This window comes from Gracilibacillus alcaliphilus, assembly GCF_016909015.1.
In the GTDB taxonomy this organism is placed as follows: domain Bacteria; phylum Bacillota; class Bacilli; order Bacillales; family Amphibacillaceae; genus Gracilibacillus; species Gracilibacillus alcaliphilus.
This window is the reverse complement of the sequence record NZ_JAFBFA010000001.1, coordinates 319048-340041: the sequence shown is the minus strand read 5'-3', so window position 1 is coordinate 340041 and position 20994 is coordinate 319048. Positions and strand designations below refer to the sequence as shown.

Genomic DNA, 20994 nt, shown 5'->3' with positions numbered 1-20994 from the left:
TCTTTCCTTAGAATTAGTAAATGTAACTACTAACAAAAAGGAGCAGGCTAATGTACGGTCTACACTAAATTACTGATGATAAGACCAGTCACGAGTTTTCTCGCTAGAATGCATAATGAATGTCGTCTTATCATTGTAACAGAGTGAATGGATTCTTTTTGGCTAAGATCACAAGCAAGATGTGCTGCTGTCATTTCTCCTCCTATTAACATATCTTTTGTCTCGTTTTTATGCCATGGAATTATATTTTATCGAAGCTTTATCCAGACTTTATCCAAACTTTATTTTACTTTGCTACAATTTCGTTTATCAATACAAAGGAGCTGAGCAAATGACACAAGCTAATAATGAAAAGCCCATTTTAGAAATTAAAAATTTAAACAAAAAAATTGACGGACAAACCGTAATCGATAATATTCATTTTTCGATTCAAAAAGGTGATATCTATGGCTTCGTTGGCTCGAATGGAGCTGGAAAAACAACAACATTACGAATGATTACCCGTTTGATTTTCGCTAACTCTGGCGACATATTCATCGATGGACATTCGATAAAGAATGATTCCATTTTAGCCCTTTCCAGAGTAGGCAGTATTATAGAAAACCCTGCTTTTTATCTTCATCTCACTGCCAAACAGAATTTAATCCTGAGTGCTAAATTAGCTGCGGTCAAAGTGCCAAAACCTAGAATCAATGAAGTTTTATCGATTGTTGACCTGAAGGAGGCAAAGGATAGCAAGGTAAAGACATTTTCGTTGGGGATGAAACAACGTTTAGGAATTGCAAATGCCTTATTGTGCTATCCTAGCTTAATTATATTGGATGAGCCAACGAATGGCGTTGATCCATGCAGGTTAAGGATGAATATCAGACATTTTTACTGATTTTAGTTGTCTGCTTTATAACTATATTACTTGTCCTGACTATTCGGTATTTAAGGAAACGAGTGCTGACACCTATCACCATATTAGTGAATGAGACAAAACGAATCTCCAAAGGGAATTTAGCACAGCCGATTCATTACGACAGAAATGATGAAGTGGGCCAGCTGATTTCTGCATTTGACAATATGAGAAATGAATTATATGTACAGCAACTGGAACACCAACAATTTGAAATAGAGCGTAAACAGTTCATTGACAGTATTTCTCATGATTTAAAAACCCCGATTTCGTCTATTTCTGCTTATATCGAAGCGTTACAAGATGGAATTGCACAAACAAAGTCTGAAGAAAAAGAGTATTTTCGCGTGATCCAAAGTAAAATCGATCTCTTGAATGAAGTGTCCCAACAATTAAGTTTAAGCTATCAATCGACTGATTCCGTTCCTATTCACTTGGAAAAAGTTAATTGTCAGGAATGGTCACAAAGTTTTATTCAGGACGTTGCTATGGACTGCCAGACAAAGGGTATTGAAATAGAAACCACTTGTGACAACTTTTCTACTAATCATATTTATATGAACATTGATAGCCATCAGTTAGAACGCGCTTTACAAAACATGTTAGATAATGCTTATCGCTATACAAAAAAAGTCTTAGCATTGTCTATTACTAGCCGAGACCGTTTTTTGTTTATCACGATTAGAAATGATGGTGCTGAAATAAACGAAAGTTCTTTGGAACAAATCTTTCATCGATTTTATACGAATAATCATTTCAACGCAGAAGGTCACTTAGGTTTGGGTTTATTTATTGCCAAAACATTGATTACTGCAATGAAAGGACAGCTGGAAGTCAGCCTTGAAAAAGATATCATTACGTTTACAGTCTCTATTCCTTTAATACAACATTCGCCACAAATAAAATGTGGCATATGACTCCCACCCCGACCATTTCAAAGCTAAATTTCTAATTTCCTTTTTTGTTGGTTTTCGGTCCATTCCTTTTACATGTTTAATCGCATTGATTAATCCTACATCATCGATAGGAAAAGCGGCTGGATATCGAAGGCAGCGCATCAACACATAGTTGGCTGTCCATGGACCGATCCCACGAATACGGATTAACTCTTGTTCGGCTTGTTTAAAATCAGCCATATGCAGCAACTTTTCTTTTGTTAGATCCCCACTTTTCATTAACTTAGCTACATCGATAATATATTCACTTTTTCTCTTTGTCATTTTAATGTCAGCTAAATCTTCGACAGTTAAGGCTGAAATTTTCTCAAATGAAGGGAAGATCCAATATGTTTGTCCTTTATGCTGGATAAACTCACCGAATTGTTCCACAAATTGACGTTTTAATGTGTAGGCAAATGTTAAATTAATCTGTTGCCCTAAAATTCCCCAGCATAAAGCTTCAAACAAATCAGGTAAGCCAATAATTCTCAACCCATCGCATTTTTCAATTGACTGCTCTAGCAACGGGTCGCGACAGCCTATTTCATAAAAGGGTCTAAGATCTTTGTCCAGATCAAACCATTCCTTAATATAACGGACGACCTCCTCTCTGTCTTCTACTAATTCAGGCCTTGTATTGGCTAAAAACTCGACAGCCAGATCGTTATTATCGACAGCCTTTATCCGTACTAATGTGCGGATGTGATTTATTTCAATGACACGTGTAATCATTTCGTTTTCTACTACATACATGCATTCATTGCTATCTCTCTGTAAATAATCCAAATTCACCTGGAAATCAAATATATCTGGTCCTTCTATTAACAAATGGTGCTTATCTTCTTTCCACGTTCCCATTTTATCTTAACCACCGATCTTTTTTGAGTTTTCAAGTGTGAGCAGCGTTTTTTTCATTTCTAAACCGCCGCGAAATCCTGTTAACTTCCCACTTTTAGAAACGACTCGATGACATGGAACAACAATCATTACCGGATTTGCTCCGTTAGCTGCACCTACGGCTCGTACTGCTTTCGGATGACCGATTTTATCAGCTATATCCGTATAAGAAATAACTTCGCCATAAGGAATATGTTGCAGTTCCCTCCATACCGATTCTTGAAAAGGTGTGCCGTTCAAATCAATAGGAAGATCAAATACTGTTCTCTGTCCATGTAAATACTCTTTCATCTGCTGAACATATTGGCCGGTCTTTTCTTCATTTTTTATAAGTATAGTATCGGGGCGATTTTTATTGAGCCAATTTTTTATTTCGTTAATGCTTTTATTTGGAGAACCAACAAAACATAAGCCTTTGTCAGTAACAGCAATATAAAATGACCAATCTTGCTGATTTACTTTCCCATAGTATACGGATTGATATTGTTCATTTTTCATTCTCTAACACCTTCTTTTGCTTATTTTTTCGAAAATTACTTGGTGTCTGCTTATTTTTGTCTTTGAATACTGTTGCAAAACGGGCAGCATTTGCAATCCCGACTAACTTAGCAATTTCTTGTATAGATAAGTTTGTATGAATTAAATACTCTTTTGCTTTTTTCATCCTTATTTGCTGTACATATTCTAATGGAGTTGTTCCTGTTACACGCTTAAATACACGGTGCAGATGATAAGAACTGCCATGACAATGTTCAGCTATCTGTTTTAAAGTCAACGTTTTGGAGTAATTTTCCATTATATATTGTTCCACGTGTGACACCCATTCTTCATCAGGTAAACGACTGCCACCTGATTTACACCGTTTACAAGGACGATATCCTGCTTCTAGGGCATCTTCTGCTTCTGTAAAAATAGTGACATGATCGAAATGGGGTACCCTTGATTGACAAGAAGGTCTGCAAAATATTTTAGTTGTCTTTACGGCATAAAAGAATTGACCATCATACTTTTTATCGTTTGTTATAATCGCCTTTTGGTGCTCTAGTGTCAGTTTAATCTTCATAATGGCCTCACCTCTACCCTATTGTACACCCATTGCAGCCGATAAAAAATAGATCCCAAGTTAAATAGCAAGATATGCAAACTTTTATGATAAGAATGGTTACCATAAAAAAAGAAACCAACTGCTAAAAGAAGACAGTTGGCTGTGAATATTGGAACATCAATATAGACTAATAAAAGATTCCCTGTCATGCAGCAATGTTCCTATCTAAATGATCCACTACGATTTAGTCAGATGATATGTTGCTAATCATGTCGCTTCATTTGAATGCATAAACAATCCATTACTATTAGATGATATGTTGAAAAATTTTCATACAACAATATTGTCATGTTCAACGGCAAAAGTTCAAAATTCTCCGCAAACCCAAATGTTTGAGAATCGATATGGAACAAAATCAGTAATTTTATCTATCGGCATTTGTGGCTGAATTCATTTTTTCTGTCTATCTGGAGATAGGAGTTTGACAGACGATTCCATGATAGAGTTGCAGCTCCTATTCATGCTTTAAAACTTCTTATCTAATAAATTAGAAGGAAATGTATATTAGTAAAATTTATTGGAAAACCTGTCAATATCACAAACTATTAATTGGAGGTTTACCAATATGAAATACAATATAATCATAGGCATTGTTTTTCTTGTTTGCCTATTTGTTTTTTTACCAACCGTTCAGGCGGAAAGCGGGAAAATGTTCAAAGTAGAATCTGCCGCTACGGAATTACGGGAGGCACCAGCGCAAGAAGCAGCTGTTGTTACTGAATTAACTAAGGATGATAAGATTACTGTTTTCCAAGATTCAGATGGCTGGGGGGCAACATTCTACAATGGTGATAAGGTTTGGGTCGCATTAGACCAACTTGCAGAAGTGAATGATATCAAAGAAGAAAAAAAGGAAGCCGCCGAACAGGACGTTCAACCTGCTGTTTCGGAAATAGATACAGAATCCAGCGCCTTGGCCAAAAATGGACAACTGTATCATGTGAAAGCACCTGTTGTAAATGTACGCAATGCTCCTAATCAGAATGCCGAGATCATAGCACAATTGAATAAGGATGACAAGGTTACTATTTTTCAAGATTCTTATGGTTGGGGAAAAACCTATTATAATGGAAAAGAAGTATGGATCGCTTTATATCTTCTTGATAAAGACAGTGAATCAGCAGATAGCAAGAAATCTGAAGAAATCGAAACAACCGTTGCTGCGCCAGAAACGGTGGAAGAGAATAAACAAGAAGAGACGGAGACAACAGCCGATCCGAAAAATGACGAAAAAACAGAGACAGATGTCGAATCTAAGCATAAAGAAGAAAAACAAACAGCTACAACAAAACAAAACAGTGAAAAACCATTCGCTGGCTATCATTTTGTCATTGACCCTGGTCACGGCGGAAAAGATCCGGGTGCGATCGGTTCAGAGACAAATGAAAAAACATTAACACTCTCTACAGCGAAAAAATTAAGTGAACAGCTGAAAAATAAAGGAGCTTCTGTTACCTTAACTCGTACGGACGATACGTATATTTCATTGGAAAAACGGGCTAATATCAGTAATTCCGCTGATACAGATGCTTTTATCAGCTTGCATTATAACTCGTCGGCACAAAAAGAGGCACGCGGGATCGAAACCTATTACTATGATGGCGGAGAGAGCAAGCAACTTGCTGATTCTGTTCAAGCATCACTGATCGATCACACGGATCTTCATAACCGTGGAGCAAAGCAGGCAGATTTTCATGTATTAAAAGGTAATAAACAGCTGGCTCTATTAGTTGAGCTTGGTTTTATCAGCAATCCAGAGGAACAAAAACTGGTTCAGTCTGAAAGTTATCAAGAAAAAGCAATCACAGGTATTGTTGCTGGGTTGGAGGATTACTTTACTTGATAATTGCCCTTACACGAAGTCAGGTGTTATATTTGTGAACGCGCGGAAATATTAATTGTGCAAAGTATAAGGGGTACTTGCGATCCCTTACTTTGCATAAGTTATTTGGTTTGACGGATAATTTATAGTCGTCAATCTTCTTTATCAATCATTTCTTTTTGTATTATTGTAAGTTCATTAGCTGAGAGACTGGTATTTTCTATGATAATAGAAACATCTAATCCTTGTTTTAGTAATTGCCGAGCTATATTTCTGGCAGTAGCTTGCTTGTTTAACTCTAGTTTTGTATTTTTTAGCTTTTCTTCCTCCTCTATTAATTCTTGTCTATTTTTTTCTAATTCTATTTTTGCTTGTTCTAGTTCTGTTTTTCCTTGCGCTAATTCTGCTTTCCCATTATTACTTATAAAAGTTCTTTGTGTAACATTATGGCACAACAAAATGTTAGCCAACCATTTATACGGGTTTTATGTCGGCAACAAAAGGAAACTAAGCTAGGATTACTCTCAATCCCTATTTACAAAGGACTAATCGAACAACAATAACTATATGTATAAGTTATTTAAACATACCAAGAACTTTACTCAGATAGCCTGGGTAAAGTTCTTGATACGTTAAGTAATTGCTTGTCTGCGAATAGTAGCTTGTGCTGCAGCTAGTCTTGCTAATGGTACACGGAATGGCGAACAGCTTACATAATCAAGTCCAGCATGTAAACAAAATGCAATCGAACTTGCTTCCCCGCCATGTTCCCCGCAAATACCTGTTTTTAGCTCTGGCTTAACAGATCTGCCCTTGTTAACCCCTATTTCAACCAATTGGCCAACCCCTTCCTTGTCCAAAACTCGGAATGGATTTTCAGTTAAGATGTTCTGTTCTAAATACGTTTGCAAGAATTTCCCTTCCGCATCATCACGGCTGTAACCAAAAGTAGTTTGTGTCAAATCATTGGTGCCAAAGGAGAAAAAGTCGGCTTCGGCTGCAATTTGTTCAGCTGTCAGAGCAGCCCGCGGTATTTCGATCATAGTTCCAATGGTGTACTCCATGTTAATGCTGGCTTTTGCCAACACCGCTTCGGCTGTATCGATCACTAATTTCCGCATAATTTTTAATTCATTAGAATGACCAACTAAAGGAATCATTATCTCCGGTTTTACATGAATACCTTTTTGGTGCATCGTTATCGCTGCTAGAAAAATCGCCTCTGCCTGCATCGCATAAATTTCAGGGTGGATCAGTCCTAATCGACAGCCGCGATGACCTAACATCGGATTCATCTCCGATAATTCTTGCACCTTTTTCAGCAGTAATTCTTTTTCTTTTAACAGCGTTGAATCAGGTTCTGTTATTCGCATAGCAGTGACTTCGATAAGTAACTCTTCTTTATCAGGTAAGAATTCATGTAAAGGTGGGTCAAGTAAGCGAATCGTCACAGGTAGATCTTGCATGACTTCAAAAATTTCTTCAAAATCACCTTGTTGAATCGGCAACAATTGAGCTAAACAGATCTTCCGCTCCTGAGTAGAAGAAGATAAAATCATCTCTTTTACTACCTTCTGCCGATCCGCCTGCATAAACATATGTTCTGTGCGGCATAACCCTATCCCTTCGGCTCCTAATTCTAAAGCCTTTAAGGAATCTTCCTTATTATCTGCATTGGCACGTACATCTATCCCTTTCTCTTGATCAGCCCATGCTAACAGTTGATGAAAGTGTGAAGAGTTTTTCGGTTCGATCATTGGCACTTCACCAACTATAATCGAGCCTGTATCACCATCAATGGTAATGATATCAAGATGATTTACTGTCGTTTCCCTTACCACAAACCGCTTGGATTGAGTATCTATTTTTAATGATTCTACTCCGCATATACAAGGCTTTCCCATTCCGCGAGCTACTACAGCGGCATGTGATGTCATACCCCCACGAGATGTTACGACAGCCTCAGCAGCAATAATTCCTTGAATATCATCAGGGGTTGTCTCTGGCCGAACTAGAATGACTTTTTCCCCTTTATCATGATAAGCTTGGGCTTCATCTGAATTAAACACCACTTTGCCAGTTGCTGCGCCTGGAGAGGCAGGTAAGCCTTTTGTTAATATGATCATATCTGCTTTATTGTCAATCCTGCGGTGCAATAATTGATTGAGCTGTTCTGCCTCCACACTTAAAAGCGCTTCCTCTTTTGATATAATGCCCGCCTCTGCCATTTCTACTGCAATTCGAACGGCAGATGCTGCGGTTCTTTTCCCATTTCGAGTTTGTAAGATATATAGTTTCCCTTGTTCGACAGTGAATTCAATATCTTGCATATCACGATAATGCTTCTCTAATAAAAGGGAAGCGTTGACAAATTGCTGATAAACATCTGGCAAGATTTGCTCTAGTTGTGCAATTGGCTGGGGCGTGCGAATCCCTGCTACAACATCTTCCCCTTGTGCATTAAGTAAGAATTCCCCATATAATAAGTTTTCGCCTGTTGAGGGGTTTCTAGTAAAAGCTACTCCAGTGCCTGAGTCATTACCTGTATTACCAAATACCATACTCTGAATATTAACAGCTGTTCCATAGGAGTCTGGTATTCTATTCAGCTGCCTGTAGATGATGGCCCGCTGATTATTCCAGGAATCAAAGACGGCATGGATGGCGAACATCAGCTGTTCAATCGGATCCTGAGGAAAAGGTTGATTCGTATGTTTGACTACAAGATCTTTATAGGATAGAATCAGTTCGATCCAATCTTCCTCTGTCATTTCAGGATCACTTATATAACCTTTGGCTTCTTTAAGTTGATCCAGACGATTTTCAAAAAAATATAAATCAATTCCCAATACGACATTGGAGAACATTTGGATAAAACGACGGTAAGAATCATAAGCAAATCGGCCATTACCCGTTAATTTTTTTTGGGCTTCCACCGTGAGGTCATTCATGCCCAAATTCAGAACGGTATCCATCATGCCTGGCATCGAAACAACTGAGCCAGATCGAACAGATACAAATAATGGTGTCTCTTTATCACCTAGTTTTTTATTTGTAGCAGCCTCTAATTGGTGAAGTGCCTGGATAATTTCGTCTTTTAGTGCTGTGTTTACAAGTTTACCGTCTTGGTAGTAACTATGGCAGGCATCGGTTGTAATTGTGAAGCCATATGGAACAGGTAAGCCGATTTGTGTCATTTCGGCCAGATTAGCTCCTTTTCCTCCTAATTGATTCTTCATGTCTTTATGTCCCTCATCAAACATATACACTTGTTTTGCCATCTTAGATCCCCCGTTCTATATTTAGGACTTTGATAATATAATCTGCTGTTTCTTCCACTGCTTTATTGGAAACATCAATAACCGGACAGCCAATTTTTTTCATAATACCTTCCGCATAGTCCAGCTCCTCAAGAATTCTTTCGAGGTTTACATAAGAACTGTCTGTCGTCATCCCTAACGACTTAAGCCGTTCTTTTCTGATTTCATTTAAAATATCCGGCCTGGTAATTAACCCGACACACTTTCTTTTAGGAATTTTCATCAATTGTTCTGGTACAGGAACTTCAGGAATCAATGGAATATTAGCAACTTTATACCCTTTGTTAGCTAGATACATAGATAGTGGTGTCTTTGATGTTCGAGATACCCCAATTAGTACTAAGTCAGCATATAGTATGCCTTCCACATCCTTTGCATCATCATATTGAACGGCAAACTCAATCGCTTCTATGCGTCTAAAATAACTGCTGTCCAATCTTTGCATGTTCATTGGTTCATGGAGCGGTTTTTTCGTTGTTGTCTCTTCCAGTACCTTCATCAAAGGTCCTAGTAAATCTACAGCAGTCACTTGATACTCCCTTGCAATGGTGTCAATCGAACCTTTTAAGCCGGGAATAACTAATGTGTAAGCCACAATTGCCTTCTGTTCCTTCGCTAATTGAATCGCCTTTTCGATATCTTCGCTTGATTTAATAAATGGAAACCGCTTCATTTCAAAGGGATGTCTGAATTGGGCGATAACTGCCTTTGTTACATATTCTGCTGTTTCTCCAACAGAATCGGACAATAAATAGACCCGAGTTGGGCTGTTCATAGCAAACACCTACTTCACTCAAGATATTCAGGTGATCTTACATAACGAGTTATTTACCTGATAATCATCACTGTCCCTCCTTTGCTTTATTTGGTTGATTTAATATATCATATTAAATATAAAATGTACACTATATTTTTAAATGAGTTGCATTTTATCAAAATTATTCAACATATAAAATTATTTAACACATATTTTAACGGGAATAATACAAACTATATCGTGTTTAAACAGACAATCAGTCATCATGAAAAGATATAAGGGAACTGACTTATATGCAAGTATAAAAAGAGCCTAAACTAATGCTTAACTAGTTTAGACTCTTTTTATAGTTATATAAGCTTTTCTCGTTTTAACACAGAAAGCATGTTTTCTGCCTCTCGACTTAATTCCATTTGGAAACTTGTAATGTGGATGAGTAACTCTATTTCTTCCAGTATTTCCGCTTCTGACTGCTGTTCAGCCTTTGCCATTAGTTTTATAAGTTTTGGTACCTCCCATGCAGATCGAATCGCTAGAGAAGCATAAAATCCGTATTTAGGTAGTGTGATATCCTCATCCCACCCTGCTTCTTTAAGACCTTCTATATAACTTGCAAACAATATTTTCTTATATCTGTTCACTTTTTCAATTGGAATATCTTGTTGACTTAATGCGACACCAAACAGTTTTCCTAAATCCTCGCCAAGTCCAGAAATACTTAAAAACTGCCAGTCAATTAATGTAAACGGTTGATCAGCAGCAGGGTCTAAATTAACGTACATATTCTGTTTACTTAAATCTTGATGAGCTAAGACACGTGGTAACTTACCCATAGCATTAAAATATTTATCCAGATGGTTATGTAAATAAAGGTAATCATGATATATACTACATAGATCGGCTGGATTTTGAATGGTTGGATAATAAACAGCCGGATCAGCTGCATATTTTCTACAACCATCCACCCAGGACCTAAGCCAGCTTCGGCAAATCCACTCCTCTTCTGGTATATCACTTTCTGTCACGTACACCCCATTAAAGATACCAAGTTGTCGAGCAGCAAAAGCAAATTCTTCCTCCGACCATAACTGCCTGTTATCTTCTTCCATTTCTTCCATCCATATCCATATTGTGCCATCCCTTTTTTCTTCCACCTGATAACATTGTGGAACATAAATAGCAGCAGGAAGATCCCTTAATATACCGGATTGGTTTACCAATGCTTCCCTTTTCCAATAGTTATGATGTTGAGGATTATTTTTTTCGTTGTTTTCTGATTGGATAATCTTTAGTATAAGCGACCAAGGAATCTCTCTTTGCTCATTGACAGCCATTCCATCAATGCGGAAAATTCCAGCAGTTGTGAAATTTAGTACAGGACTCGAAATAGATTCTATGCTCCACTTTTTTATGATCATGTTCTCAGTATGTACTATTTTAGAAACACATTCATGTAATGTATTTATCTGTATAGAAGTTTGAATGTTTGATAACATTTATCCACCTCATGGATAATAGATTATTTTCGCTTTGTCATTCTTGTACTACTCCTCCTTGAATAACTCTACAATATGTTCATGTAGTTTCCAAACGTCTGAACCGAAATTACTGACTAAGGTTATTCGTACATCCTGTTGTTTGTCATAAGAACTATAGAAACTTATTCCTGGATCACAACCCTCAATATGATAGCGAAAAGTACCGTCATCCTTTTTATCCAGCCAGATGCCATAACCATAACACTCTTCCTTCACTTGTGGTGCTAACATTTTGCTCAGCATTTCCTCTGATAACAATTGACCATTTATTAGAGCATTCCAGAATTTTACCACATCGATAACGGTTGTAAATACGCCCCCTGCACCTGTCCCTTTTACGTCCACACTGTAAATATTCGTGTAAAACTCTTTTTTGTTATCATCATACAAATACGCATTTGCGCATTGCGCAGGCAATCTGTCCAGTTCGAAATATCCAGTATCCAGCATCCCGCACGGATTAAATATATGTTTATGAAGGTAGTCATCAAATGGAGCATCTGTAATCGCTTCAATAATAAGCCCAAGCACGACAAATCCGGTATTATTATATTGGAATCTTTCCCCTGGAGGATACATCATCGGTTTATCAATAAATAATGGAATAATATCTGAGGAAGTACGGATGTTATAATTAGGGTAATCTTTCCATAAATCCTCATAATTCTCCATCACCGATTCATCAAAATAATCTGGTATCCCTGAAGTATGATTCAACAGCTGGCTAATCGTAATATGTGGATCAATAGCCTTTAAATCAAAACTTAAGATATCCCCGATACAACTATCAAAATCAATCTGATTCTGTTCTATTAGCTGTAAAATGGCTGTGGCTACAAATACTTTTCCAGCTGAAGCCGTTGCAAACTTGGTCTCCGTCGTATTAGCTATTTTATTTGCTAAGTCAGCATAACCAAAAGCTCTTTGATACATCGTTTCTTCATCTCTAGTAATCGATACGACACCGCTAAATTCTTTAAAAATAGACTCTTCTAATTTCATTCTTTCTTCCTCCTTAACTACAGTGAATAGGTATGTACATTATACACTACGAATATAAATCTTGAAATGTTGACAGGATTCGTTTAGAATTAATTTTGGTTCAAATGTAAATAATAAAAATCAATTAACGTGTGGACTTTTCGAGGGGAGACCCTATTTTCGCCACACTGCTGTTCATCAACAGCAGTGTGGTTTTTTACGTAAAAAGGAGGAAATACAATTGAAAAATTGGCATTATGCATTATTAGTATTCCTAGGAGGATGTTGCTATGGGATACTCTCTACTTTTGTAAAACTGGCTTATGCAGCTGGTTTTACCGTAACAGAGGTAACCGGCGGTCAATATTTGTTAGGGGCGTTGATGGCTTGGATACTGGTCATGTTTACGAAAAAGAAAAACATAACCCGTCAGCTAGCTGTTAAATTATTATTGTCAGGACTGCCATTTGGGTTAACAGGAATCTTTTATTACCAAGCACTCCAGACACTGCACGCTTCGTTTGCAATTATTCTGCTTTTCCAATTTGTTTGGATCGGCTCACTGTTTGAATGGATATTCTACAAGAAAAAGCCAACACAGGTTAAGCTTATTTCATTGGTTATCCTAATTACTGGGTCTATTCTAGCGGCGGGTGTGATGACTGAGCATCATCTTCAAGTCACTTGGCAGGGATTAGTATGGGGGATTTTAGCTGCCTTTACATTCTCTACTTTTATTTTTCTAAGCGGCTCTGTAGGGAAAGATACACCACCTTTGTTAAAAAGTGCGCTGTTGTCTACCGGTGGATTGGCTGTGGTGTTTATCGTCTTCCCTCCCCTCTATTTATTTGATTTGCCAGTATTAATGGGTGTTGCACCATATGGCTTACTATTGGGCTTCTTTGGCGTCGTTCTGCCGCCGCTATTATTTGCTATTGGTATGCCGCACGTAGGATCAGGACTTGGCACGATACTAACAGCCTCAGAATTGCCAGTAGCTGTCTCAATGGCAGCACTGGTCTTAGGGGAACAAGTTGGTGTGTTGCGCTGGTTAGGGGTTCTTTTGATATTGGCAGGAATTGCAGTGGGAAATATAAAACAGCCAAGGGTCAAGTTAAATGCAGTCTCTTCACGGGAGAATTCTCCCTCTGCTCATTCTTGATATTATCCCGGCGGCAAACCTTTCGTAAGGAATTATCTTGCGAAGGGTTTTGTTTTATTTGCAGGTAATATCCATTAGAGAAAAGATGAAAATATGACATGGCTGCCCTATATCTCATAATGATTCCTATCATAACAGTGAATGGTATAATAAAGATAACAATACATGATAGAAGGAGGATGAAAAAATGGACTGGATAACAATAAGTAAAGCGAAAGATATTTCTCAAGTCCGTGAATCTTTGAGTAAACTGGATATTCATGAACGTGATGAACGGGGACGCACTCCTTTACATATCTTCCTTACCAATCGAGCACCTATTGAAGCAATCCAACTCTTGTTGGACCATGGGGCAGATTTGGAGGCAGTAGATCGGCTTGGGGATACCCCTTTGAAGAAAGCAGTTAAATTTCAACTGACAGAAGCGGTTCAATTGTTACTTGCGTATGGTGCAAAACTCGATTCAGTCAATGGGATATTGGAATCAGCTTGGAATATTGCCCGTCACAAGAATGTTGTACTGGCGGACCTATTGATGGAAACGACAGGAGCTATACGACTGACATTAACAGAGGATGAAGATCAAACAGTGGATGATCTTCTGAACCAGGACTTAACAGCCATATGTCAAGATATCCCACAACTGGCTTCTGCCGAACTGCTCCATGCCGTTGTCCAGCGATACAACTGGGACAATGGTCCAGAAGCTATGCTGACTGTCTTGGAACATCCTGCCTGTGCAGAAATTACTTTGCTCGATATGTATGAGTTGCTGGAGGGCGATTATTGGCTGGAATTAGAAAAACCAGATAATCCTGTGGCACAAGCCTGTAAGATGCTGGCCGTAAAGCTGAAACCAATTATGGACAACTATGCTGCGCGTTTTGAAGTATAAACCTTTATTCAGCAGGAGGAGTAATCTTGCTCCTGCTGATAACCTACCCCTTCTTTGCAAATAATACTTTATCCAATTTTTTCATTATAATTCTAACCGTACTTGATACATCCGCATCGCCTGCAGTTTCCCTTTATAACTAAATACCCCAGCTTGAATCAATGTTCGAAGTCTATATTCAATCCACGAATCGGATAAAGCCTGATTTGCTTCCCCAAGAACCGCACCAATAAGTCTGGTAGCGCGCATATACCCCGCCTCAGATGTCTCTTGCTGTAATCTAAATAAATCATCTCTTGTTTTGGGTTCATCCACCAGTTGGCCTTCTTCCCAAGAAAAAGCGATCGACCGCATTTGCAGCAGTTTTTTTGCACACTCGATAATCAATACATCATCTCTTGTTTCGGGCTCATCCGTCAGTTGACCTTGTTCCCAAGAACGAACAACACTTGAAGACTGCAGCAGTTCCTCTCCTTCTTGTGCCAGGCTCTCTCTTTTGTCCGACGAAAGTGTATCACGAAAATGATCATAAAAATAGGCTAACTCCTCAGCGCTGCATTCGTCTGTGGAACGAATATATACATCTATTTCTCTATCTTTGTATATTGCCTGTGTGGCAGTATATGTATTGATACATGATAGGTTAATCTCTTTCGCTTGTAATAAATAACAAGCAAACCGCAGCCCCATTTGTTCAGAAGCATTTTCGCAAGTCCAAATCGTCACTTCTGCTCCATCTTGTATTTGCCTAAGCTGTTGTAACGCTTGCTCGTAATCAGATTGATCTGTTTTACAATTATTCCACTCAAAGCGTAAGCGATTTTCTAACCAAGCAAAATAAGCGGCTATGCCATTTGGTTGATCAACATCTTTTATCGGTCCGATCGAAAAATCGACCGGAAAACCAATGACTTGATGACTTTGTTTGTGAAATGCATGTGTTAAATTCCCCTTCGAACTAGCTCCGAAAACTAAATGAATCATCTACTTATCTCCTCTCTTCCCATCCTCTGTCCAAATACTGTTCGGTTACCTGCTGCAGCCATCTTTCTTCTTTTTTCGTTAAAGGTGTCGGCACCAATCGTTCTATTTCCTCGATATACAGCGCAATCTCTTCTTGATTAGAGGACTCATCCAGAGAAATCAGCTCCGATAGTTCTCTGAAAGAATCGATGCCAAATACCTCAAAGGCTGTTTGATAAAAATCATCAACCATTTGTTTCACTTTTGGATCATCTGCTGGCTTGCCATAAAGATTTTTTACTTGTTTAAAAAACGTAAGTAAACCAAGTTCCCACTTTATTTTATCTTGTGGATCAGCTGGAAACAATTGTTGGATGGCCGTATTTTTTATAATATTTTCGGACAATTCTTTTTGTCTTCATTCATTCTGCATATTTGCCATTAAACTGACCAGCAACGCATGGTCGATCTCTTTTTCGTTTTCTAGTATTTGAACCGTAAATTGGATTGTTTCTAAGGCAGTCTCAATCTTATCTTTATCAGTCAAAAGTTTTGCTTCTTGTAATCTTAATGTTTCGATAAAACGAGAGTCAAATGTGGTATCGTCCTTTTCATAGACGCGATGGCCAGTGCTTGCATCTCTTTTCGGCTTTAGTATATTTGTCTCATCATAATAGTGTAATGTCCGTACAGAAACATCTGTATATTTGGCAAATTCACTTACAGAAAAAGTGGTATTTTTCATTGAATTCTCCTTTTAATTTGTTTATACCATCATATCATCTAGCGCTGCGTCAGAGGCAACTAATTTTGCTGTAATTAGACATGATAAAGCGAGGGGCTGTTGCAAAATGTACATGCTGCATTTTGCGGCAGCTTTTTTTGTATGTTGGCTGATTCATTTTAATGATTGCTAATGATGGGAAAGAGCATGCACATAAGAACATTCTTTTTTCAACGTTCTAAGTCGGCTTCACCGGATAGAATCATAGCATGGAAAGGTTAAAATGATCTTGGTATCTGATTAAAAGCCAGCTCTGCAGGGCTTAAACAGATAAGATAACCCCTGTATCCTATCAAATGGCAACTCCCTAGAGCTTAAACAGATAAGATATAATCTCAACACTTGATGAAAAGCCCGCTTCTTGGGACTTGAAGAGATCAAGTAGCCATAGAGGGGACAACAGAAATGGATTTCTTGACGGCATCCCTTTTCAACCATTTGAAAAGAATAAGTCATGCACTTAAAAAGAGGAACTGTCGCACCATGTAGTTTCCATTGTGCAACAGCCCCCTGCTTTATCCTATCCAAAATCCGCTTGAACATTCCCACAAATCTACTTACTGCTTTCTTACTTTTCAAACACAAACACTGTAGGGTGCAGCCCCTTCAAACTTACAGGATAAGATGCCAAACTGCTAAGACCTAATCGTCTGGCTTCCGTAAATAATTGATCAACACTTTCAGACAAAAGAACGGCCCTCCCACTTGGCTTCAATACTCTGTATATTTCCTTCATTATATGATAGTTGAAGCATGCTAAATTCTCAGCAGCAATCTGTCTCCCAAATGGAAGATTAGTTACCACTTTATCCACACTACTATCAGAGAAGGGCAACTCTCGTGCATCCCAGACATGTAGCTGCACCTTCGAGTTATCAAGATTACTTTTAGCAACCTCCGTGACTGCCTCAGATCTATCACCGCCCGCTATCTGATCTGCAGGATAAACAGCCCGTTCTGATAAGATCGTACCTGAACCGCAACAAGGATCTGCAAAAACATCGATTGATGTAGGATCTGACAACCATACCATCGCATGAGCTACTGTTGGCAGCAATGCTGCACGAGAAAATTGGCGTGTCTGGTTACGAAAACGAAAGGAGGCATCCGTTAATCGAAGCGAAAACATCACATGTTGATGTTCCATATCAAGCCTGAATTCTATTTGGTGATGTTGAGATGTACCAAGATTCCAATCAGGGTAATGCTGTTGAATACCTTCCATTGCTTTTTCTGCTAGTTCAAAACGACTATAGGTTTGTTTGCCTTTACGGCTCGCATTTACCCAAAATAAATTTTGGTGATTTACAAAAGCCAAATCCAGCTGGGATATTCGCTCACTTACTTGAGATAAATGTTTTTTATGCGGACCGATTTGAAATTGATCGATGATTTGAAACAAATTATCTGCCGATCGTAACGAACATAAGCAGGTAAATGAGGCGGCTGTGGTGAAGAATACCTTTCCTCTATTTATTTGAATGATTTCCGAATCATTGATCTTTGTACTGATTTCATTTGCTAAAACAGACTCTAATCCAGGCAATACGCTCGCAAAATAAAGAGTCATTTTAACGCCTCCCATTTTTTGAACGCCGTTTTTGGGAACACAAAAAACCGTGCATGAACCACTCCAGTATTCATCACGGCCTTGTGTAAACCATATCGATAAACTGTTTTACACATAAGTGCAGACAGTATATATTACGGCATTATGATGATTTAGTTCATTGACTTCTGATACTTAAAAAGAGCACAGCAAAACGACCCTGCCTATCAGGGCTTTTTTCAAGTATCACTACTATTCGATTAGTGCTTATCGAATAACTGCCAAGAACACTGCCATTTTCATCATAATAATACCTCCAGATATTTCATATTACTACTTTAAAACAACGGATTCTAAAAATCAACTATAATCATTTGTTCTCAAATGCAACCAAAACCTTTTAAAGAAAGATTGTTATTGCTGCAATTATTTACCTATTTCCTTGATACATGTATTCGATGCAACTAAGATTAACATAATTAGTTACCTCAAATTGGTTGTTTAATAACGAGTAACTTGTAGAATAAAGATATAACATACGAAAGGAATGCCGCCACATGAAAAAAATTACTTTATCCAGAAACCTCGCTTTCTTAAGAAGAGAACATCATTACTCGCAAGAAGAAATAGCTGAAAAAATTGGTGTAACTAGACAGTCGATTGCTAAGTGGGAAAATGGTGAATCTTTGCCAGATATCATTAACTGTGATGCCATTGCCAACTTATTTGACGTTTCACTAGATAACCTGATCCATTACGATCAGCAAGAGAATGCACTGCCTATCCCGCCAAAGGGAAAGCATATGTTTGGCACGGTAGCCCTCGGCAAAGATGGCACTGTCCGTTTGCCGGAAAAGGCGATAAATATGGTCAATATGAAGAAAGGTGATATGTTTCTGATTTTAGGGGATGAGAATCCGGAAAGTATTGGGATTGCACTGGTACCGGTTGAGTTTTTTACAGCCATCACACAAAATATTTTAGATGGTGGTAAGGAGTTGAAAAAATGACGGCTCCTGTTCTTGAAACAAGGAAGATCACCAAGACATATCAAGATGTTCATGCATTAGAAGATGTATCGATTTCCTTAGAACGCGGGAAAATTTATGGGCTGATTGGTCAAAATGGTGCTGGAAAAACTACCTTAATGCGCCTTATTGCCGGCCTATCGTTCCCAACATCAGGGGAACTGCTTTTATTTGATGAATCCAGCCAACAAGCACTGCAGAAAAACCGCCAACGGATGGGATGTATGATTGAAAATCCAAGTATTCTGGGAAATATGAATGCAAAAGATAACCTTCATGTCCATAAGCAGATGAAAGGATTGAAGGAAAGAAATCTGGAGCAAAAGGTGTTGGAAATCGTTGGTCTGAGTCATACCGGTAAGAAAAAGGCAAAAGATTTTTCATTAGGGATGCGGCAACGATTAGGAATCGCCATAACCTTATTAGGTAATCCCGAAATACTCTTGCTGGATGAACCAATCAATGGATTAGATCCCAGTGGAATTGCGGAAATCCGCCAATTAATCAGACAATTAGCAGATGAACACCAAATGACGATTCTGCTGTCCAGTCACCATTTGGCAGAACTGCATCAAACAGCAGATCAATTTATTATTGTCAATAAAGGCAAAGTTCTAAAAACGCTTCGTCATTCAGAGTTAGAGGCACAAATAGATAAACATATTATCTTGGATTGTGCCGAACCAGAACGGCTTCAAACGGTATTAAAAGAAGCTTTGCACACGGATAATTTTATTGTACAGCCTGACAAAAGCATTAAATTATATGACTTTATTGATCAGAAAGAGGTCTTATCCAAAGCCTTAATTGACCATGGGATTGTTATCACAACTTTTGCCACACAAGAGGATACACTAGAGAACTATTATCTCCGCTTAATAGGAGGCAGCCAATGATAAATATATGGAAAGCCGATACCTTCAAATTATATAAATCTACATCACCATGGGTGTTTATTATTCTATCCCTTGTCAGTACTGTTATATTTGTTTCCTGTTCTCACTTGGTTGCTGCTGGTGAGTTATCGATTGAGACGGCTACCGGTGCCTTATCACTATTTTCGGAAACACAAATGATGGCCTTATTAGGCAGTATGGCGATTGGGATTTGTATCAGCACTGATTTTGAAAATAAAATTATCGAGAATGCTATTTCTGGTGGACACAGTAGACATATGATTATTATCAACAAAATCATTACTTTTTTACTGTTAATTACCTTGCTGTATCTGCCTTATATCTTGTCCATCCTCATCTTGACCTTTACCGACATAGAGTTCAGCAGCTTTCTGCCAACTCCTGTTTTAACTATTTTGTCGGCATCTACGCAGACTGAAATCAGCGCTGGGTTAATTGGCAAGTTATTGTTGCTCAGTGTGCTATCATTGGTTATCTTTATCAGTCAGCTGATGGTTGGCATTTTCTATATGTTTCTGTTTAAAAAATCTGTTTTAGTCATTGCAGCAACTTACTTGACCATCTTAATCCTAGGGCCTATCTCCAGCTTAAATGATGCTGTGCACTCTGTAATGGCCTACACCCCTTATGGCATTGACTTATCACAATTAACACTGGACATCAGCAGTACATTTGTTGGAGAGAGCTTGTTAATCAGCGGGTGCTTTATCTTGCTGCTTTACCTGCTTACTTATGCGATTTTCCGTAAAGCAGAGGTAAAATAAACTAAGGAGGAAAGGAAACTCCTCTCCTCCTCCCTGCTATTTCTCTTTTGATGTGTCTATTTTTTCAAGCAGAATATTATTCAAGTAATCTACGACCAGCCTCCTGCTTGCTTCTCTATCTATCTTGTCTGGTTCGATATATAAATTAACCGCCAGTCCATTGATAAAGGCATACAGTTTCTCTTGTTCGATCGATTCTTCTATATCTTTCAGCTGACCCTCCTGTTTTAAAAATATGATCGTGTCCTTAATGGCTTTCTGCAATCCTTCATAATCCGTATTAAACCCTGTTTGCGTTTTTCCAAATGTGACAAATGCAAACCACACCTCCGTTTCTATCAGGGTTTGTTGATTCGTTGGAAGGAATTCTAATAAGAATTCAATTGCTTTTTCCACAGGTGGGAGGTTTTTCTCGTCTAATTGCTTTAATCTTGCGATCAGCTTCTGTTTGACCAGATCCATTGCAAACAGTAACAAGTCTTCCTGCTTTGAAAAATAATGTCTTAAGGCCCCCTGTGACAGCCCTGCTTCTTTGGCAATCGTTCGTGATGAGGCCAGATGAATGCCTTGTTTACTAATCACACTCCATGTTGCCTCAGCAATTAATTGTTTTCGTTTCTCATGATCTACTATTTTTGGCATATGCATAGTATATCACTTTTTTTAATTCAAG

The 20994-nt window shown here is 38.3% G+C and carries 21 protein-coding genes; 8 read left to right on the top strand and 13 right to left on the bottom strand.

The features are described 5' to 3' along the window. The first annotated feature begins 331 nt into the window (after positions 1 to 331). Together JOD18_RS01815 and JOD18_RS01810 are read left to right on the top strand one after the other, a co-directional pair. Positions 332 to 883 (top strand): ABC transporter ATP-binding protein, encoded by a 552-nt coding sequence (locus tag JOD18_RS01815; RefSeq protein WP_204667161.1) that lies wholly within the window; start codon positions 332 to 334, stop codon positions 881 to 883. Next, on the top strand, positions 847 to 1818 hold the full coding sequence (locus tag JOD18_RS01810) for a HAMP domain-containing sensor histidine kinase (protein WP_204667160.1): 972 nt from the start codon (positions 847 to 849) through the stop codon (positions 1816 to 1818). Before JOD18_RS01815 ends, JOD18_RS01810 begins: the two co-directional genes overlap by 37 nt. On the opposite strand, the gene JOD18_RS01805 is transcribed toward JOD18_RS01810, so the two are convergent. The 3 genes from JOD18_RS01805 to JOD18_RS01795 are packed head-to-tail and all read right to left on the bottom strand — an operon-like array spanning position 1780 to position 3799. After that, positions 1780 to 2697: a DNA-3-methyladenine glycosylase family protein gene (locus JOD18_RS01805; protein WP_204667159.1), complete on the bottom strand. Its 918-nt coding sequence runs from the start codon at positions 2695 to 2697 to the stop codon at positions 1780 to 1782. The genes JOD18_RS01810 and JOD18_RS01805 overlap by 39 nt on opposite strands. A 6-nt stretch (positions 2698 to 2703) precedes the next feature. Next, the gene (locus tag JOD18_RS01800) at positions 2704 to 3234 is read right to left on the bottom strand and encodes a methylated-DNA--[protein]-cysteine S-methyltransferase (protein WP_204667158.1); all 531 of its coding nucleotides are present in this window, start codon (positions 3232 to 3234) and stop codon (positions 2704 to 2706) included. Then, entirely contained in the window at positions 3224 to 3799 is a 576-nt protein-coding gene (locus JOD18_RS01795) for a bifunctional transcriptional activator/DNA repair enzyme AdaA (protein WP_204667157.1), read from the bottom strand. The genes JOD18_RS01800 and JOD18_RS01795 overlap by 11 nt, the downstream gene beginning before the upstream one ends. Before the next feature lie 607 nt (positions 3800 to 4406). On the opposite strand from JOD18_RS01795, the gene JOD18_RS01790 reads away from it, so the two are divergent. Beyond that, positions 4407 to 5684: an N-acetylmuramoyl-L-alanine amidase gene (locus tag JOD18_RS01790; protein ID WP_204667156.1), complete on the top strand. Its 1278-nt coding sequence runs from the start codon at positions 4407 to 4409 to the stop codon at positions 5682 to 5684. Positions 5685 to 5815: 131 nt separating this feature from the next. Here the strand turns inward: JOD18_RS01790 and JOD18_RS01785 are convergent, their stop codons facing one another. The 5 genes from JOD18_RS01785 to JOD18_RS01765 all read right to left on the bottom strand — a co-directional run bounded on the left by JOD18_RS01785 (position 5816) and on the right by JOD18_RS01765 (position 12280). Beyond that, positions 5816 to 6121 carry a hypothetical protein gene (locus JOD18_RS01785; protein ID WP_204667155.1) on the bottom strand — a complete coding sequence of 102 codons (306 nt, stop codon included), beginning with the start codon at positions 6119 to 6121 and terminating at the stop codon, positions 5816 to 5818. A gap of 174 nt (positions 6122 to 6295) precedes the next feature. Beyond that, positions 6296 to 8944 carry a pyruvate, phosphate dikinase gene (gene ppdK, locus JOD18_RS01780; RefSeq protein WP_204667154.1) on the bottom strand — a complete coding sequence of 883 codons (2649 nt, stop codon included), beginning with the start codon at positions 8942 to 8944 and terminating at the stop codon, positions 6296 to 6298. A 1-nt stretch (position 8945) separates the two neighbouring features. Continuing rightward, positions 8946 to 9758, bottom strand: a complete 813-nt coding sequence (locus JOD18_RS01775) for a pyruvate, water dikinase regulatory protein (RefSeq protein WP_204667153.1) — start codon at positions 9756 to 9758, stop codon at positions 8946 to 8948. Positions 9759 to 10090: 332 nt separating this feature from the next. After that, entirely contained in the window at positions 10091 to 11236 is a 1146-nt protein-coding gene (locus tag JOD18_RS01770; RefSeq protein WP_204667152.1) for an oxidoreductase family protein, read from the bottom strand. Positions 11237 to 11284: 48 nt separating this feature from the next. Further along, complete coding sequence (locus JOD18_RS01765; RefSeq protein WP_204667151.1) at positions 11285 to 12280, bottom strand: serine hydrolase domain-containing protein; 996 nt, start codon at positions 12278 to 12280, stop codon at positions 11285 to 11287. 220 nt (positions 12281 to 12500) lie between these two features. Between JOD18_RS01765 and JOD18_RS01760 the strand changes: the two genes are divergently transcribed. Next, a complete protein-coding gene (locus JOD18_RS01760; RefSeq protein WP_204667150.1) occupies positions 12501 to 13421 on the top strand; it encodes an EamA family transporter in 921 nt (306 codons plus the stop codon). Between the two features lie 187 nt (positions 13422 to 13608). Continuing rightward, positions 13609 to 14316, top strand: a complete 708-nt coding sequence (locus JOD18_RS01755) for a DUF4274 domain-containing protein (protein WP_204667149.1) — start codon at positions 13609 to 13611, stop codon at positions 14314 to 14316. 84 nt (positions 14317 to 14400) lie between these two features. Here the strand turns inward: JOD18_RS01755 and JOD18_RS01750 are convergent, their stop codons facing one another. The 4 genes from JOD18_RS01750 to JOD18_RS01735 all read right to left on the bottom strand — a co-directional run bounded on the left by JOD18_RS01750 (position 14401) and on the right by JOD18_RS01735 (position 17633). Beyond that, complete coding sequence (locus JOD18_RS01750) at positions 14401 to 15300, bottom strand: DUF1835 domain-containing protein (RefSeq protein ID WP_204667148.1); 900 nt, start codon at positions 15298 to 15300, stop codon at positions 14401 to 14403. Between the two features lie 4 nt (positions 15301 to 15304). Then, positions 15305 to 15685 carry a hypothetical protein gene (locus JOD18_RS01745; protein ID WP_204667147.1) on the bottom strand — a complete coding sequence of 127 codons (381 nt, stop codon included), beginning with the start codon at positions 15683 to 15685 and terminating at the stop codon, positions 15305 to 15307. Between the two features lie 12 nt (positions 15686 to 15697). Beyond that, positions 15698 to 16024 carry a MerR family DNA-binding transcriptional regulator gene (locus tag JOD18_RS01740; protein ID WP_204667146.1) on the bottom strand — a complete coding sequence of 109 codons (327 nt, stop codon included), beginning with the start codon at positions 16022 to 16024 and terminating at the stop codon, positions 15698 to 15700. A gap of 607 nt (positions 16025 to 16631) precedes the next feature. After that, positions 16632 to 17633, bottom strand: a complete 1002-nt coding sequence (locus JOD18_RS01735) for a methyltransferase domain-containing protein (protein ID WP_204667145.1) — start codon at positions 17631 to 17633, stop codon at positions 16632 to 16634. 536 nt (positions 17634 to 18169) lie between these two features. On the opposite strand from JOD18_RS01735, the gene JOD18_RS01730 reads away from it, so the two are divergent. Genes JOD18_RS01730 through JOD18_RS01720 form a run of 3 tightly spaced genes read left to right on the top strand, consistent with a single transcriptional unit; the run spans position 18170 to position 20321 of the window. Beyond that, complete coding sequence (locus JOD18_RS01730; RefSeq protein ID WP_204667144.1) at positions 18170 to 18622, top strand: helix-turn-helix transcriptional regulator; 453 nt, start codon at positions 18170 to 18172, stop codon at positions 18620 to 18622. Continuing rightward, the gene (locus JOD18_RS01725; RefSeq protein ID WP_204667143.1) at positions 18619 to 19536 is read left to right on the top strand and encodes an ATP-binding cassette domain-containing protein; all 918 of its coding nucleotides are present in this window, start codon (positions 18619 to 18621) and stop codon (positions 19534 to 19536) included. The genes JOD18_RS01730 and JOD18_RS01725 overlap by 4 nt, the downstream gene beginning before the upstream one ends. Then, entirely contained in the window at positions 19533 to 20321 is a 789-nt protein-coding gene (locus tag JOD18_RS01720; protein WP_204667142.1) for a hypothetical protein, read from the top strand. The genes JOD18_RS01725 and JOD18_RS01720 overlap by 4 nt, the downstream gene beginning before the upstream one ends. 36 nt (positions 20322 to 20357) lie before the next feature. On the opposite strand, the gene JOD18_RS01715 is transcribed toward JOD18_RS01720, so the two are convergent. Further along, positions 20358 to 20969 (bottom strand): TetR/AcrR family transcriptional regulator, encoded by a 612-nt coding sequence (locus JOD18_RS01715; RefSeq protein ID WP_204667141.1) that lies wholly within the window; start codon positions 20967 to 20969, stop codon positions 20358 to 20360. Positions 20970 to 20994 lie beyond the last annotated feature (25 nt).

Coding starts and splice junctions, on each gene's coding strand:
- JOD18_RS01815 (WP_204667161.1), top strand. CDS start 332: ATGACACAAGCTAATAATGAAAAGCCCATTTTAGAAATTAAAAATTTA.
- JOD18_RS01810 (WP_204667160.1), top strand. CDS start 847: ATGCAGGTTAAGGATGAATATCAGACATTTTTACTGATTTTAGTTGTC.
- JOD18_RS01805 (WP_204667159.1), bottom strand. CDS start 2,697: ATGGGAACGTGGAAAGAAGATAAGCACCATTTGTTAATAGAAGGACCA.
- JOD18_RS01800 (WP_204667158.1), bottom strand. CDS start 3,234: ATGAAAAATGAACAATATCAATCCGTATACTATGGGAAAGTAAATCAG.
- JOD18_RS01795 (WP_204667157.1), bottom strand. CDS start 3,799: ATGAAGATTAAACTGACACTAGAGCACCAAAAGGCGATTATAACAAAC.
- JOD18_RS01790 (WP_204667156.1), top strand. CDS start 4,407: ATGAAATACAATATAATCATAGGCATTGTTTTTCTTGTTTGCCTATTT.
- ppdK (WP_204667154.1), bottom strand. CDS start 8,944: ATGGCAAAACAAGTGTATATGTTTGATGAGGGACATAAAGACATGAAG.
- JOD18_RS01775 (WP_204667153.1), bottom strand. CDS start 9,758: ATGAACAGCCCAACTCGGGTCTATTTATTGTCCGATTCTGTTGGAGAA.
- JOD18_RS01770 (WP_204667152.1), bottom strand. CDS start 11,236: ATGTTATCAAACATTCAAACTTCTATACAGATAAATACATTACATGAA.
- JOD18_RS01765 (WP_204667151.1), bottom strand. CDS start 12,280: ATGAAATTAGAAGAGTCTATTTTTAAAGAATTTAGCGGTGTCGTATCG.
- JOD18_RS01755 (WP_204667149.1), top strand. CDS start 13,609: ATGGACTGGATAACAATAAGTAAAGCGAAAGATATTTCTCAAGTCCGT.
- JOD18_RS01750 (WP_204667148.1), bottom strand. CDS start 15,300: ATGATTCATTTAGTTTTCGGAGCTAGTTCGAAGGGGAATTTAACACAT.
- JOD18_RS01740 (WP_204667146.1), bottom strand. CDS start 16,024: ATGAAAAATACCACTTTTTCTGTAAGTGAATTTGCCAAATATACAGAT.
- JOD18_RS01735 (WP_204667145.1), bottom strand. CDS start 17,633: ATGACTCTTTATTTTGCGAGCGTATTGCCTGGATTAGAGTCTGTTTTA.
- JOD18_RS01730 (WP_204667144.1), top strand. CDS start 18,170: ATGAAAAAAATTACTTTATCCAGAAACCTCGCTTTCTTAAGAAGAGAA.
- JOD18_RS01725 (WP_204667143.1), top strand. CDS start 18,619: ATGACGGCTCCTGTTCTTGAAACAAGGAAGATCACCAAGACATATCAA.
- JOD18_RS01720 (WP_204667142.1), top strand. CDS start 19,533: ATGATAAATATATGGAAAGCCGATACCTTCAAATTATATAAATCTACA.
- JOD18_RS01715 (WP_204667141.1), bottom strand. CDS start 20,969: ATGCATATGCCAAAAATAGTAGATCATGAGAAACGAAAACAATTAATT.